Raw genomic sequence first — 16,112 nt, 5'->3', positions numbered from 1 at the left:
TCCTCCTTGTACTTCCTTTTCTACCAGAAAAAAATACCCTATTATTAAAAATATAGCACAGAAAACATCTTCATGCGACCCAATAATCCGTCATTATTTATCCGCATAATTACCAATGTTTTCTGTGCTATTTTACCAACACCTTGTTTCCAAGTATTCTCTTTGAATTCTCTATGTCATTTGTCATCTGGGCCTTGAGCTCATCCAGGCTTCCAAATTTCTTCTCGCCCCGGATCTTCTCTATAAGCTCCACCTTGATGATCTGTCCGTATATATCCCTGTCAAAGTCAAAGATATTAGTCTCTATAGTAATGTTTCCTTTGTCGTTCACTGTTGGGTTGTCACCTATGTTGGTGATTCCATTATAGACTCTGAACGGATCCACATGACACGCATGCTCTCCCTGAACTATTCTGATCCTTGAAGCATACACACCAGCCGGCGGGTACAGCTTGCGTTCCTCCGGCGGCATATTCGCCGTTGGTATTCCTATGGTTCTTCCAAGCTGCTTGCCGGACACCACCTCACCTGTCATACTGTACGGTCTGCCGAGCATCGGAATGACCGACCTCACATCTCCCTCAGAAATATTCTTCCTGATGACAGTTGAGCTGACCACCTCGTCATCCTGTTCCAGCTTGTCTATGACTATGACCTTATATCCATACTCGCCCGCATAATCCTTCAGGGTATCCACATCGCCCTTTCTGTCTCTGCCGAATCTGTAATCGCTTCCAACCACGACATATCCGGCCCGCATCATGTCCACCAGCACATCTCTGATGAACGCCTTCGGCTCTGTAGCCGCAAATGCATCGTCAAACGGATATTCAACCAGGACGTCAACTCCGGTATCCGATACCACCTGTGCCTTCTCGTCAGATGTGTATATGGTCTTCATATTGCTCACATCAAACACATGGTTCTCCCTCATGTCAAATGTGAACACGACACCCATATAGCCTTTTTTCTGCAGTTTGAGCACCTGTTCTATCAATAACATATGCCCCTGGTGTATGCCATCAAACTTTCCCAGTGCAACCGCCGTGCGCTCTGTGCTATTTAGTTGTATCTTCTTTGTATCCTTTATATGAATCATAACTGTCTGTCCTTAATTGCTCACCGGAAACATCTTAAATGGCACATACTGCCTCTTCTCATCACTGTATTCATACAGTGCCGCAAATCTTCCATTCTCATCGTACACCTTGACATATGTGTCCCTGTATATCTTATCCTCGGCAAATGCATCCGCACTGAGCTTATTTCCATTTGCAAGAAGCTTCTCACCCTTTGCTGATATATGGAGCTCTGGAATATCCGGCATAAGCTTGTCTGTTGTGAGCACATGCTGCATAAGCGTTCCATCATCCCTTGCCTTCTCCACCTCATCAAGTGTCAGACTTTCCTCTATAGTAAAGCCCTTCACCTCGGTTCTGATAAGCTTCTCCATCACCGCACCGCAGCCAAGCTTCTCTCCTATATCCCTGCACAGGCTTCTGATATATGTTCCCTTGGAACAGCTCACATCGAATGTCACCCTCGGAAGTTCTACCGACTGTATGGTGATACCATGTATCGTGACCGATCTCGGCTCTCTCTCTATAACCTGTCCGGCCCTCGCCAGCTCATAGAGCTTCTTACCATTTACTTTGATTGCCGAATACATAGGCGGGATCTGCATGTAATCGCCTACAAAGCTCATCACCGCAGCCCTGACTGTCTTCTCATCAGGATATACATCTGTCACGTCTGTCATGACTCCTGTCACGTCTTCGGTGTCGCTGGTCTTTCCGAGAAGCATGGTACATGTGTATGTCTTGTTCTTCTCAGTGAGCAGATCGCACATCTTCGTAGCACTTCCCAGACACACAAGAAGAACTCCCTCCGCCATGGGATCGAGAGTTCCGGTATGACCTATCTTTTTCTGTTTTAATATACCACGGAGCTTTGCCACCACATCAAATGATGTGAACCCCTGCTCCTTATATATATTGATAAATCCATCTATCATAACTATTTCAAATCCAATCCAAAGTCTTTTACATCAGTCCGCTGTATCAGTACCTGTTCCAGATCACATCTTTTCTGCAATTTATCAGCCAAGCTGTTTCTCTATATCCGCAACTATCTCCGCAACTATCTTTTCCGGATCACCTGACATATTGCATCCCGCAGCCTTCACATGGCCGCCACCGCCGTGGCTGCACGCAATCTCACTCACGTTCACGATATCATTTGCCCTGAGGGATATCTTGTAATTATCCTCACCAGCCTGATACATGAAGAAAGCAACCTCAGTACCTGATGTCAGTCTGAGCTGATCCACGATTCCATCCGTATCCATCTTGCTGGCACCAAATCTGTCAAAGTCCTCCTTTGTCAGAAGTGTATGGGTTATCTTTCCATCTGCAAACTGCTTCATGTTTAGAAGCGCATAGCCCAGAAGCTTATTCTGTGTGAGCGTCTTCTTGTAAAATGTCTCATCTATGACAAAGCTTGGTCTCGCTCCCTTCTCTATCAGGATTCCCGCTATGGTCATGGACTCTCTGGTGGTATTGCTGTGCTTAAACACTCCTGTGTCGTGGACTATACCGGTATACAGACACTCTGCGCACTGCTGGTTGATCTTTTTCTCATCCAGGAGCTTGAATATAGCCTCCGCAGCGGAGCATGCATCACTTTCCACATAGCACACATCACCAAAGCCTTTGTTAGACACATGGTGGTCTATGCAAAGAGTTCTCTTCGCAGTCTCATAATATCTGACAAATGGTGTGAATCTGTCCATATCTCCGCAGTCAAGCGACATAAACAGATCATAGGTCTCGTCATCTGCCTCATGCTTTACAGTAGATGCACCATTCAGGAACATGAATACATCCGGGAATTCCTGAAGATATACCTGAACCCTCTTGTCAGGGTAATTGCTTGTAATATAGTTATACATTCCAAGTGTTGAACCTATACAGTCACCATCAGGATTGATATGTCCTGTTATGGCTATGCTGTCTGCGTTCTCTATCTCCCTTATAAGATCGTTCATGATATACCTCCTTTTAAATTCTCATATTATATCCTACTCTTCAAACTCATCTTCACTCTCTGAGTTTTCATCTGTACTCTCGTCAGCATCGCCATGCTTTCCGAGAGCCTCATCTATCTTGTGGGACATACTGACACCATACTCTATGGACTGGTCCATGATAAATGTTATCTCCGGTGTATTGCGCAGATTTACAGAATGAGCAAGCTCTCTTCTGATATATCCCATTGCGCTGTTCAACCCTGCAAATGTGGAATCAACAGCATCCTGGTCACCCAGGACACTGATATATGCCTTACAGAACTTGAGATCAGGTGTGACAACCACATCAACGACCGAAGTCATAGGTGATATTCTTGGATCCTTGATCTCACGGCTGATGATCCTGCTGAGTTCTCTCTGAACCTCACCGTTGATCCTGTTATTCTTTACACTGTTTTTTCTCATATCTATTACTACTTTCTAGGCACCTCTACCATCTCGTATGCCTCTATCTGATCTTCCTCTGCAACGTCCTGGAAGTTCTCGAATACCATACCACACTCAAAGCCGGACTTAACTTCCTTGACATCATCCTTGAATCTCTTGAGTGAAGCAAGCTTTCCTTCAAATATAAGATTGCCCTCTCTGGTGATCCTTACGCTGCAGTTTCTGTTGATTGTTCCGTCGAGAACATATGAACCGGCAATGACACCGATACCAGAAGCCTTGTATGTCTGTCTGATCTCTGCGTGTCCGATGACCTTCTCCTCATATATAGGATCAAGCATACCCTTCATTGCTGAATCAATATCCTCTATTGCATTGTAGATGACTCTGTACAGGCGAACATCTACGCCCTCGCTGTCAGCCATATCCTTTGCTCTCGCATCCGGTCTGATGTTGAAACCGATTACGATGGCATTTGATGCTGATGCAAGGATTATATCTGACTCGTTGATAGCACCTACACCTGCATGTATGCACTTGATAACGACCTCGTCATTTGAGAGCTTTAAAAGGCTCTGCTTAACGGCCTCAACCGAACCCTGTACATCTGCCTTGATGATGATCTTGAGCTCCTTGAGGTTGCCGGCCTGGATCTGGCTGTACAGATCGTCAAGCGACATTCTCTGCTTTGTATCTGCAAGAAGCTTCTCCTTACCCTGTGAGATGTATGTCTCTGATATGGTTCTGGCTTCCTTCTCATTGTCAACTGCCATGAATATCTCACCTGCGTCAGGAACTGTGTTGAGACCCTGGATCTGTACAGGTGTTGATGGAAGAGCCTCTGTAACTCTCTCACCTCTTGAGTTGGTCATGGCACGTACCTTACCATGTGACGCTCCTACAGCGATGTAATCTCCAACGTGGAGTGTTCCCTTCTGTACAAGCATTGTTGCAACAGGTCCACGTCCCTTGTCAAGCTCAGCCTCGATGACGATACCTCTTGCCTTTCTGTTAGGATTTGCCTTAAGTTCAAGCACATCCGCTGTGAGGAGGATCATCTCAAGGAGATTGTCAATACCTTCCTTAGTATGTGCAGATACAGGGCAGAATATTGTTGAACCACCCCAATCCTCTGGGATAAGCTCATACTCTGTAAGCTCCTGCTTAACTCTCTCTATATTGGCACTTTCCTTATCGATCTTGTTGATCGCTACTATGATCTCGATTCCGGCAGCCTTTGCATGGTTGATAGCCTCGATAGTCTGTGGCATTACTCCATCATCGGCAGCTACAACAAGGATAGCGATATCTGTACTCTGTGCACCACGCATACGCATTGCTGTGAACGCCTCATGTCCAGGAGTATCAAGGAATGTGATGGTCTGGCCATTTACATCGACAACAGATGCACCGATCGCCTGTGTGATTCCACCAGCCTCGCCCGATGTAACCTTTGTCTGTCTGATCGCATCAAGGAGTGATGTCTTACCGTGATCAACGTGTCCCATAACGCAGACTACTGGAGGTCTTGGAACCATGTCCTTCTCGTCCTCTTCGTCCTCCTTCAGGAGTTCCTCGATCACATCTACCTTCTCCTCCTCCTCAGCTATACAGTTGTACTCAAGTGCGATCTCTGAAGCCTCGTCAAATGGAAGCTCTGAGTTCACATTGACCATCTTACCTGCGAGGAACAGCTTCTTGATAAGTGCTGTTACAGGAGTCTTTACCGCATCAGCCAGCTCCTTGAGTGTTACAACCTCAGGAAGTGTGATGGTTCTGATTGCATCCGGATCCTCCTGTGGTGCCTGCTGCTTCTTCTGTGGCTTGTTCTTCACATTCTTCGCAAGTCTGCTGATATCAGCCTCGACCTCCTCAGGTGATCTTCTGTTGCCCTTACGTGGCTTGTTCTTATCTCTGTTGTAGTTATCTCTGTTCTGGCTCTTTAAATCCTTACCCGGCATCTCCTTCGCATCGAAGTCCTTGCGGTCTCTCTTGAATGGTGCTCTCTTCTGAGCTGGGCTGTCATCCTCGTCATCCTTGCCAAATGGCATATTGATACGGTTGCTGAAACGGTTGCCACCATCTCTGTTAAAGCCTCTTCCGCCCTGGTTTCTATCTCCATTGCCGAAGCGTCCGCCACCCTGGTTTCTGTCTCCGTCTCTGTTAAACCTTGGTCTGTCACCCTGGCCGTCCCTGTTAAATCTTGGTCTGTCACCCTGGTTTCTATCACCATCTCTGTTAAACCTTGGTCTGTCATTCTGGCCGTCTCTGCCTCCTCTTGGTCTGTCACCCTGGTTTCTGTCGCCATCTCTGTTAAACCTTGGTCTGTCGCCCTGACCGTCTCTGCCTACTCTTGGTCTGTCACTCTGATTTCTGTCGCCCTGGCCATCTCTGCCGAATCTTGGTCTGTCACCCTGATTTCTGTCGCCCTGGTTCCTGTCGTTGCTGAATCTGGCTCTGTCTGAACCGCCCTGTCTGTCGTTGTTAAATCTGACTCTGTTACCGTTGTTATTCATCTTGCCGCCGTTTCTGTCCTCCCTGGCAAATCTTACATGATTGCCAGAACCCTGTCTGGCTGCTGAATTGTCATCCCTTGAAGGATTCTGCTTCTGCGCGTCCGCCTTTGGCGCTGCAGCAGGCTTTGCTGTCTCAGGCTTTGGCTGCTCTGTCTTAGGCGCTGCCTTTGGAGCCTCCTGCTTTGGTGCTGCAGGCTTTGGGGTCTCAGCCTTTGGAGCCTCGGCCTTTGGCGCAGTCTTTGCTCCAAACTTAGCCTTAATTATTCCAACCATCGAATCGTCCAGATTGGACATATGACTCTTGATCTCTATTCCCTTTGCGCCAAGGGTATCTATGATATCTTTATTTGAAATGTTTAACTGTTTTGATAATTCGTGTACTCTGATTTTAGCCAAATGTTACACCTCCATGTTTTCATTTACATTCATGTACTTTATGATCTGATTCCCGAATCCCTCGTCAAGTATCGCAATGGATGTTCTCATCTCATTGCCACTGTACTTGCCAAGCTCATCCTTTGTCCCGTACTCATAATAAGGAATCCCATAATAATTACATTTCTGGTCGAAAAGTTTCTTCGTATTGTCAGAAGCGTCCTTCGCCACAATGACCACGTACGCGCTCTGATTCTTAACTGCTTTCTCTACTGAGAAATTGCCACTGCACAGCCTTCTGGCTCTGGCACACAGAGAAATTAACGAGTAGATCTTGTTATTCTTCAATGTCACGCAGCTCCTTGTCTAATTGTTCATACACCTCAGCAGGTATGCTGACCTTGAAAGCCTTCTCAAGTGCTTTGCTTCCAACCGCCTTCTTAAGGCACTCGGATCTCTTGCATATATAAGCGCCTCTTCCGTTGAGCTTGCCGGTTGCATCAACTGCGAACTGCCCGTCATTGCTTCGGACTATCCTTATCAGCTCACTCTTCGGCATCATCTCACGGCATCCAAGGCATTGCCTCAGAGGTACCTTCTTTGCCATCTCATCACTCCCTATTCTCTATCATGTGCCACTACATCAATGCAAATGATTACTCTTCGTCGTTTGTGTCTACTGTTTCATCTATGTCAAATGAAGCAGCATCGGCATCTTTATCTTCGCTTACTTCATCATAATATTCATCGTCGTTATAAGAATCAAAGTTCTCATCGTACTCATCCTCTGGCTGCTCATCAAAGTAACCCATCTCCTCAGCCTTTGAATGGCTCTTGATATCGATCTTGTATCCTGTCAGCTTTGCTGCAAGGCGGGCATTCTGACCCTTCTTACCGATTGCAAGTGAAAGCTGTGTATCAGGTACTACGACAAATGCTGTCTTCTCATCAAGATCAACGGATACGTCCTCAACATCTGAAGGACTGAGCGCATTGTAAATAAACTCAGCAGGGTTCTCACTCCAAGGAATGATGTCGATCTTTTCACCGTTCAGATCTGCAACGACAGCATTTACTCTGTCACCATTGATTCCTACGCATGCTCCAACTGCATCGACGTTCTCATCGTTTGACCATACTGCGATCTTAGATCTTGATCCTGCCTCTCTGCAGAAGCTCTTGATCTCAACTGTTCCGTCTGCGATCTCTGTTACTTCCTTCTCAAAAAGTCTCTTGACGAGCTCTGGATGAGTTCTTGATACAGTGATCCTTGGTCCTCTGTTTGTCTTCTTGACCTCTGTGATATAAAGCTTTATTCTGTCGCCTCTCTCGTAGCTCTCTCCCTCGATCATCTCTGATGGCTTTAAGAGTGCCTCTGTCTTGTCATCAAGGCTCACATTCACGCTGTCTCCAACCTGTCTCTGAACGATTCCTGTTACGATATCCTTCTCCTTCATATGGAAGTGATCGTATATAGCTGCTCTCTCGTTCTCGTTGATCGCCTGAACGATGACATTTCTCGCACGCTGGGCTGCGATTCTTCCAAAGTTCTTAGTTGTGATCTCTATATTTACTGTATCACCTATCTCGTACTTGCTGCTTATCATCTTGGCCTGCTCCAGTGTTATCTGGCATGCAGGATTCTCAACTTCCTCAACAACCTCTTTGGCTGCATATACATGGCACTCACCAGTCTCTCTGTCCAGTGAAACTGTAATGTTCTCGTCTGTATTGAAATCCTTCTTGCAGGCTGTCTTGAGTGATCTCTCTATAGCCTCAAGCAGAACATCCTTGCTAATGTTTCTCTCCTTCTCAAGCTGATTCAATGCTTCAATGATCTCTGACACCTTTTTATCCTCCTAATATATAAATGCTAATCGTATCATGGAAATATCTTTTCTCGTTATTGTTATCTCTGTCTCATCCTCAAGCTCAATGGTAACTGTATTCTCATCATATGCCTTGAGCACACCCTCGAATTCCTTTGCACCATTCACCTTGGCAAATGTCTTGATCTCCACGACCTTACCTATGCTTCTCTTGAAATCCTTCTCTTTCTTCAGTGGTCTCGTAAGCCCCGGTGAGCTGACCTCCAGTATATAGGCATCTCCTATATAATCATCCTGGTCAAGCAGGTCTCCAAGTGCTCTGTTCACTATCTCGCAATCACCGATCGTGATGCCACCTTCCTTGTCCGCATACACTCTGAGGTAATAATCACTGCCTTCCTTGACGTACTCCACATCAACAAGCTCCAGATTGTTCGCCTCAATGATCGGCATCACAAGTGCCTCCGTCTTTGCTTCAATATCCGCTCTCTTCGTAAATACGACCACCTTTCTGTAAAATATTATCCCCACAACAATTGAGAGTGGGCCAAGGCCCACTCTCATGCTGCAATCTATAACAATCTCATTTATTGTATCATAATTATCAAATAATTCAAGTACAAATATTAACAAATATTTATGCGTTTCTTCTGGCTGCGTCCTCACGGTAATATTTGTCAAGCACCTTGTTCGCCTTCTTGTCGTCAAGAACGCATTTGTTGGACAGTGCAACCTTGACGAGTTCATCCAGTGCTTCCTCCCTAAGTGCCGTGCTCTTGATGTTGACATTTGCAAGCTCTGTGTACGCTCCCATCTTTCTTGTGAGCGCCTCGTACTCCTCTGGAAGCATCCTGTCTATCATATTCCTGATCTGCTTGGATACCGCCTGGCTGTTGCCACCTGTTGTGACTCCCACCACAAGATCTCCGCGGACGATAACGCCTGGAAACAGGAAGCTGCTGAGCTCCTTGTTATCAGCCACATTTACCATGATGCCCCTGTCATTACAATATGTACCTATCTTGGCATTGATCTCCGGGCGCCTGGTTGCCGCCACAACAATGTCTGCATTCTGCAGTATGTCAAGTGCCACGTTGCTCTCATGTACATTTATTCCCTTTATCGCTTTTATATCATCGCACACCTTCGGCGCAATGACCGCTATCTTCGCTCCGAAATACAGCAGCGAATTGATCTTTCTAAGTGCTGCCTTACCTCCACCTACAACTATTACTTTCTTGCCCTCAAGATCGATGTACATTGGAAAGTATGCCATATCTTATCTCCTCCGAATATTCTATAAATCTAGTCATATACTTACTGTGAAAGCTGCTTAAAAAACTTTCACAGCAAATTATAAATGAGGAATTAAGAAATGGCAATTACAAATAACGTTGGTTCACTAAAAATTCAGATAACGAACAATAATTTCTTTCCCGTCGAGGGTGCTTCCGTATACATAAGCCCTACGGGAATGCCCGATTCCACCTCAGAGGAATTTGTCACCGATAAAAATGGTATCGTCATCGATGAAGAGCTTCCCGCCCCCGATGTCGCCTACAGTCTGGAGCCTGGCGAAAACCAGCCATACTCGGAATACAACGTGCTTGTGAACGCTCCCGGATACAACGAGCGCTTCATCTCCGGGGTTCAGATATTCTCCGGTGAGAACGGGATCCAGAACATAGAGCTGACACCATCCGATGGAAGCGATACGAACCCTACCGTTCTCGACGCCCACACCCTCTGGAAGCAGTATCCACCCAAGATCGCCGAGGACATGATAAAGCCGGTGAATCCATCAGGCGGCATAGTGTTGAGCCGCGTCGTTGTACCTGAGACCATAGTTGTCCATGACGGCGCCCCGGCGGACTCCACCGCCAGGGACTACTATGTTCCATATAAGGATTACATAAAGAATGTTGCCTGCAACGAGATATATTCCACCTGGCCTGATGCAGCCATCCGTGCAAATGTACTGGCGATACAGTCATTTACCCTTAATAGGGTCTATACCGAGTGGTACAGGGGAAAAGGATACGACTTTACTATCACGAGCAATACCGCGTTCGACCAAAAGTGGGTCTACAATGCAACCATATTTGAAAATGTCTCCCAGATCGTCGATGAGATGTTCGCCAACTATCTCTCAAAGCCCAACGTTACACAGCCACTATTCACCCAATACTGCGATGGCAAACGTGTATCCTGTCCGGGCTGGATGACCCAGTGGGGGTCAAAATCCCTGGCAGACGACGGTCTCACCGCCATCCAGATTCTCAGATACTATTACGGAGATACAATATACATCAACACCTCGGAGACCATATCCGGTATACCTTCATCATATCCGGGCTACGAGCTGACCATCGGCTCAAGCGGCGACAAGGTCTCCCAGCTCCAGAGGCAGCTCGCCAGGATCGCACTCAACTATCCCGCCATCGGTACCGTAACCGTCGACGGCATATATGGTCAGGAAACCGCTGATGCTGTGAGAAAGTTCCAGCAGATATTCAATCTTCCGGTTACCGGAGTCACCGACTATAAAACGTGGTATAAAATTTCACAGATATATGTGGGAGTTACGAAGATTGCGGAGAATGTGTAGCACCGCTTCACACACTATGGCATGAAAACACAAAAAAACTGAAATCATAATGATTTCAGCTTTTAGCAGTTCGTAGGGGAATCGAACCCCTGTTTTCGCCGTGAGAGGGCGACGTCTTAGCCGCTTGACCAACGAACCATAGGTCTTGTTATCTAATTATTGAATCTTTCGATTCTTAGCAGTTCGTAGGGGAATCGAACCCCTGTTTTCGCCGTGAGAGGGCGACGTCTTAGCCGCTTGACCAACGAACCATAAGTGCTTGTATCCTGCCGCTTCGCTTGCGACCTGTTTAATATAACAGAAACGAAAGCAGAATGCAAGCACTTTTTTTATAAAATTGCAAACTTTTTTCAGATTATTGACTTAATTTGTTCCGCCAGCCTACATAAAGTCAAACAGCGAAAGCTGATTTGTCTCCGGCATTCCGTCCAGGATGCCCAGCTCACTCATCTTCTCGATGGTTCCCTTGCCGATCTTTGCACGCTCATTGATCTCCTCCTTGGAGAGGAACGGCCCCTTCTGGGCGGCATCGTAGAGCTGCTGTGCAGCCTTCTCTCCCATTCCTTCTATGGATGCGAAGGATGGCATAATCTTGCCGTCTATTATCTGGAACCGGTCAGCCTTTGCCTTATATATATCTATTGGAACAAAGTCGTAGCCTCTTGCGTACATCTCGAGAACTATCTTCAGATCCTTGAGCTTGCCCTCGTCCTTGGCTGATCTCTTGTTCTTGTCCACCTTGCTTATCTCATTGATATGGAAGAGAACTCTCTCCTTGCCAAAGCACATCATCTCATAGCTGAAGTCATCAGCTCTGATACTGAAGAATGCTGTATAGTATTCAAGCGGATAATTGACCTTGAACCAGGCAATTCTCCACGCCATCATGACATAGGCCGCCGCATGGGCCTTCGGGAACATGTACTTGATCTTCTGACATGACCATACGTACCAGTCCGGTACTCCGTGGGCAGCCATCTCCGCCTTCCAGTCATCCCATTTGTCACATTTGCCCTTGGCAACTATTCCCTTACGAACCTTCTCCATGATGTTGAAGGCAAGTCCGGCATCAAGTCCCATGTGTATCAGATAAACCATAATATCGTCACGACAACAAATGGCTGTCGATATGGTACACTTGCCCGACTTGATGAGCTCCTGCGCGTTGCCCAGCCATACATCGGTTCCATGCGCCAGACCCGCTATTCGCACAAGATCTGAGAAACATGTCGGCTTGGCATCTATAAGCATCTGCATAGCAAAGTCCGTTCCGAACTCCGGCACCCCCAGGCTTCCAAGAGGTATCCCATTGATATCCTCCGGTGTGATCCCCAGCGACTTTGTGCTGTGAAACAATTCCATGACATCCTTGTCGTCAAGTCTTATCTTCGTGGCATCAAGTCCCGTCAGATCCTCAAGTCGCCTGATCATGGTCGGATCATCGTGTCCAAGAATATCGAGCTTCAGCAGGTTATGATCGATTGAATGGTACTCAAAATGTGACGTTATGATATCCGATGTCACATCATTTGCCGGGTGCTGTATAGGTGTAAATGAATATATCTCCTCATGTCTCGGAAGAACTATCATACCACCCGGATGCTGACCCGTGGTTCTTCTGACACCGGTACATCCCAGAGCCAGACGCTCCATCTCGCATCTTCTCTTTGTGACCGTTGCATTCTCCTCAGCGTACTTCTTCGCGGCCTTCTCATCCATTCCGGACGCCTTGGCCTCCGCCATGAGATCCTCCTTGGAGTGATCCTTGAAGTAATTATACACATATCCAAATGCTGTCTTTTCCGCAACACCACCTACGGTTCCCGCCTTGAATGCCTTGCCCTTGCCGAAGAGTACCTCGGTGTATGCATGTGCCTTCGACTGATACTCACCCGAGAAGTTCAAATCGATATCAGGCTCCTTGTCTCCGTTGAATCCAAGGAATGTCTCGAATGGTATATCGTGTCCTTCCTTTATAAGCGGTGTTCCACAATTCGGACAGTCTCTGTCCGGCATATCACATCCGCTCATTCCCGAATACGACTTTACAAGCTCTGAATCAAAATCCACAAAGTGGCATTTCGGACAGATATAGTGAGCCGACAGCGGATTTACCTCCGTGATACCGGCCATTGTTGCGACAAATGAAGATCCAACCGAACCTCGGGAACCAACCAGATATCCGTGGTCATTGGAATCCCACACAAGCTTCTGTGCGATGATGTACATAACCGCAAATCCATTTGAAATGATGGAGTGCAGCTCCCTGTCCAGTCTCTCCTGAACCTGAGGTGGCAGGTCTGGGCCATATATCTCATGTGCCTTGGTATAACATATATCCGTAAGTGTCTGATCCGAATTCTCGATGATAGGAGGCGCCTTGTCCGGTCTGACCGGCTCTATCCTCTCTATCATGTCCGCTATCATATTCGTGTTTGTGATGACGACCTCCTTGGCCTTGTCACTTCCAAGATACTGGAACTCTGCCAGCATCTCCTCCGTGGTACGGAAATACAGCGGTGGCTGCATATCAGCATCGTCAAAACCCTTGCTCTTCATGATGATCGCCCTGTATATATAATCCTCAGGATCAAGGAAATGCACATCACAGGTTGCGACCACTGGCTTGTTAAACATCTCTCCGAGCTCCACGATCCTCTTGTTGTATCCGATCAGATCGTCCATGGTCTTTGGATTCCTTGTATCCCTCGTCATGAATTCATTGTTGCCAAGCGGCTGTATCTCAAGGTAGTCAAACCAGTTGACCAGTCTCACTATCTCCTCATCCGACGCATCATCAACTATGGCACGGAACAGCTCTCCCGCCTCACAGGCAGAGCCTATTATCAGACCCTCTCTGTATTTGTTGATGAGACTCATCGGCATACGCGGCCTTCGCGCAAAATATGTCAGATGAGACTCAGATATGAGCCTGTACAGATTAACTCTTCCTATCTCGTTCTTTGCCAGGATAATTCCGTGATATGTCTTATCCTTTTTGATCGCATCAGGTGAGGTGCTTCCAAGGACATTTAGATCATCCATGGTCTTAACATCTCTCTCCTTCAGCATGTCGAGCAGCTTGAAGAATACTTTCGCCGTGGCCTCCGCATCGTCTATGGCTCTGTGGTGATGCGCATTCACGACCTTGAGTTCCTTACACACTCTGTCCAGAGTGAATTTTCCAAGCTCCGGCAGCAGTATATGGCTGAGCGTCATGGTATCCAGAACCGTGTTGTCGAACTTAAGTCCAAGCTCCTCCGCATTCATTCTCACAAATCCCGTATCAAATGACGCATTGTGGGCAACCACGATATCGTCACCGCAGAACTCCACAAATCTCGGAACGATCACATCGAACATCGGCGCATCCTTTACCATATCATCATTGATGGATGTGAGCTGTTCTATCTGGTATGGGATAGGCACACCCGGATTTATAAACTCCGAGAATGTATCTACGACCTCTCCGTCCTTCACCTTGACCGCACCGATCTCTATGATCTTGTTGTGCTTCTTGGAAAGTCCCGTTGTCTCTATATCAAATACCACGTATTCCGAATCAAGGCTCTGATTCCTTGAGTTCTTGACCAGATCCTTCAGGTCATCGACAAAGTAACCCTCGACACCATATATGATCTTGAAATCTTTTCTGAGTCCCTTTGTATGGTTTGCTATAGGGAAAGCCTGAACAACACCGTGATCCGTGATCGCTATGGCAGGGTGTCCCCAGTCGCTGGCACGCTTCACGATGGTCTCTATATCGACCACACTGTCCATCTCGCTCATCTTGGTATGCATGTGAAGCTCGACACGCTTCTCAGGATATGTATCCATACGAGGTACACGGAAGTCCTGAATGTGCTTCATACCGAGCACTCGGCATATCATAACCTCCTTGGCATACGAGTCGAACTCGGCAAGGCCCTTCATCCTATAGAACTTACCCTTCTGTATCTCCTCGCGGTAGACCTCCATATCCTCAGGACTGCAGAACATCTTGAAGCCTATGGTGTCTGTGAAATCTGTTATATATCCCGTCAGTATGATCTTGCCATTTCGGAGCTCTCTCTCCTCAGTGCTCATGATCTGTCCGTGGATGACGACCTCTCCGATACCATCGTTGATGCTGGATATCTCAAGCAGCTTGCCCTCCACATCTCTTCCTATGAACACCTCTGGATCATCTGAATATCTTCGCCTTCTTCCGAACTTCTCCTTTTCACCGCCATTTTTCTGGCCTGAATCGCCGCCGGAGGATGCAGGAGCAGCCTTATTCTCATCAGGCTTGTGTCCCTCGCTCTTCTTATTCTTATCTTCCTTCTTCGACACTCCGAGCTTATCCTTGTCCACGGCCTTTCCGTCCACGATGATGTCGCCATGATCCCTGAGGTTGTTCAATATGGCATCTATCTTCTGCTGCTCAACAAGTGCACTGGCTCTCCTCAACTTCTCCTTGTCCGCCTCACTGTACTCAAATGCAACATTGACATTCAGGTCAAATCTCTCCTGGAACATCTCCTCCATATACGCCTTTATTTTCTCAGCGTGTATATGCGCTATCTTACTGTCCTCTATAGCTATGGTTATCGCGTCTCCGTCACAGTACAGTTCTCCTATCGATCTGGATATAAGCCTGTAGCCCACATTGCTGAATGATCTTATATCGTAGAGTATGCTGTCCTGATATGCTTTGACTATTGCTTCGAGATTGTACTGTGTAGAAAGTGTATAGTGCTCCCGTATCTGGACCGTATACCTTTTATTGCCAAATACAAACTTACGGATACACTCCTCCGCCTTTTCTATATTAGGTCTGCTTATTATATGTCTCGATCTTATGTCAACCTGCAGGATATTTTTACTGTCATATATCGTGACTTTTGTCACATACACCTCGGTGAACAGACCTGCAAGCTCCTTAGTCATCTCCACTCCGGGGAACACCGTCATGAAGAGCTCCGCCTGCTCATTTCCGGCATCTGAAACCGCCGTTGCAGAGCCATCATTACTCTCATTTCCACTCACTGAGCCTTCCGGTGTATCAGCATCAGCCTCGCACCCCTCGACCATATCGCCACCAGTGCCATCACTGACCACGTCTTCGTCCTCGGCATCTTCCTCCATATCATCTGCGATATGCCAGTCCGAGTCGTGAACATCCGCCTGGGTGTACGATGCGCTCTCCTGCTGCATATCAGCATACATCTGGCTCTCATACATCTCCTGTTCAGCCATCTGGGCTTCATAATCCATCTGAGTCTGCATCTCATCGGCATACATCTGATCTATATTCTCTTGTTCCAAAA

At 46.9% G+C, this 16,112-nt stretch carries 12 protein-coding genes and 2 tRNA genes; 1 reads left to right on the top strand and 13 read right to left on the bottom strand.

Annotation, left to right across the window (positions count from 1 at the left end):
- Positions 1-127 precede the first annotated feature (127 nt).
- The 10 genes from DWW70_RS00785 to DWW70_RS00740 form a co-directional block, all read right to left on the bottom strand.
- Positions 128-1,099, bottom strand: a complete 972-nt coding sequence (locus DWW70_RS00785; RefSeq protein WP_118649094.1) for a bifunctional riboflavin kinase/FAD synthetase — start codon at positions 1,097-1,099, stop codon at positions 128-130.
- A 12-nt stretch (positions 1,100-1,111) separates the two neighbouring features.
- Complete coding sequence (gene truB / locus DWW70_RS00780) at positions 1,112-2,014, bottom strand: tRNA pseudouridine(55) synthase TruB (RefSeq protein WP_118649093.1); 903 nt, start codon at positions 2,012-2,014, stop codon at positions 1,112-1,114.
- Positions 2,015-2,098: 84 nt separating this feature from the next.
- Complete coding sequence (locus tag DWW70_RS00775; RefSeq protein ID WP_015534839.1) at positions 2,099-3,046, bottom strand: DHH family phosphoesterase; 948 nt, start codon at positions 3,044-3,046, stop codon at positions 2,099-2,101.
- Between the two features lie 33 nt (positions 3,047-3,079).
- Positions 3,080-3,493 (bottom strand): 30S ribosome-binding factor RbfA, encoded by a 414-nt coding sequence (rbfA, locus tag DWW70_RS00770; protein ID WP_015534838.1) that lies wholly within the window; start codon positions 3,491-3,493, stop codon positions 3,080-3,082.
- An 8-nt stretch (positions 3,494-3,501) separates the two neighbouring features.
- The gene (infB, locus tag DWW70_RS00765; RefSeq protein ID WP_118649092.1) at positions 3,502-6,387 is read right to left on the bottom strand and encodes a translation initiation factor IF-2; all 2,886 of its coding nucleotides are present in this window, start codon (positions 6,385-6,387) and stop codon (positions 3,502-3,504) included.
- Positions 6,388-6,390: 3 nt separating this feature from the next.
- A complete protein-coding gene (locus tag DWW70_RS00760) occupies positions 6,391-6,720 on the bottom strand; it encodes a L7Ae/L30e/S12e/Gadd45 family ribosomal protein (RefSeq protein ID WP_082418050.1) in 330 nt (109 codons plus the stop codon).
- Entirely contained in the window at positions 6,704-6,973 is a 270-nt protein-coding gene (gene rnpM, locus DWW70_RS00755; RefSeq protein ID WP_015534837.1) for an RNase P modulator RnpM, read from the bottom strand. Before rnpM ends, DWW70_RS00760 begins: the two co-directional genes overlap by 17 nt.
- Positions 6,974-7,022: 49 nt before the next feature.
- A complete protein-coding gene (nusA, locus tag DWW70_RS00750; RefSeq protein ID WP_117549056.1) occupies positions 7,023-8,213 on the bottom strand; it encodes a transcription termination factor NusA in 1,191 nt (396 codons plus the stop codon).
- 12 nt (positions 8,214-8,225) lie between these two features.
- Complete coding sequence (gene rimP / locus DWW70_RS00745) at positions 8,226-8,648, bottom strand: ribosome maturation factor RimP (protein ID WP_055144996.1); 423 nt, start codon at positions 8,646-8,648, stop codon at positions 8,226-8,228.
- Between the two features lie 184 nt (positions 8,649-8,832).
- On the bottom strand, positions 8,833-9,471 hold the full coding sequence (locus DWW70_RS00740; RefSeq protein WP_015534836.1) for a precorrin-2 dehydrogenase/sirohydrochlorin ferrochelatase family protein: 639 nt from the start codon (positions 9,469-9,471) through the stop codon (positions 8,833-8,835).
- 99 nt (positions 9,472-9,570) lie between these two features.
- Here DWW70_RS00740 and DWW70_RS00735 point away from each other — a divergent pair, with 99 nt between their 5' ends.
- A complete protein-coding gene (locus DWW70_RS00735; RefSeq protein WP_118649091.1) occupies positions 9,571-10,803 on the top strand; it encodes a peptidoglycan-binding domain-containing protein in 1,233 nt (410 codons plus the stop codon).
- Positions 10,804-10,869: 66 nt separating this feature from the next.
- On the opposite strand, the gene DWW70_RS00730 is transcribed toward DWW70_RS00735, so the two are convergent.
- From DWW70_RS00730 to DWW70_RS00720, 3 genes are all read right to left on the bottom strand, one after another.
- Positions 10,870-10,941: transfer RNA gene (locus DWW70_RS00730), tRNA-Glu, on the bottom strand.
- A gap of 41 nt (positions 10,942-10,982) precedes the next feature.
- Positions 10,983-11,054 (bottom strand) — tRNA-Glu (locus tag DWW70_RS00725).
- Between the two features lie 130 nt (positions 11,055-11,184).
- A complete protein-coding gene (locus tag DWW70_RS00720) occupies positions 11,185-16,086 on the bottom strand; it encodes a PolC-type DNA polymerase III (RefSeq protein ID WP_118649328.1) in 4,902 nt (1,633 codons plus the stop codon).
- Positions 16,087-16,112 lie beyond the last annotated feature (26 nt).

Source organism: Coprococcus sp. AF16-5 (assembly GCF_003479365.1).
GTDB classification, from domain to species: domain Bacteria; phylum Bacillota; class Clostridia; order Lachnospirales; family Lachnospiraceae; genus Coprococcus; species Coprococcus aceti.
Note: the sequence above shows the minus strand (reverse complement) of the source record. Positions and strands in the feature narration are given on the sequence as shown.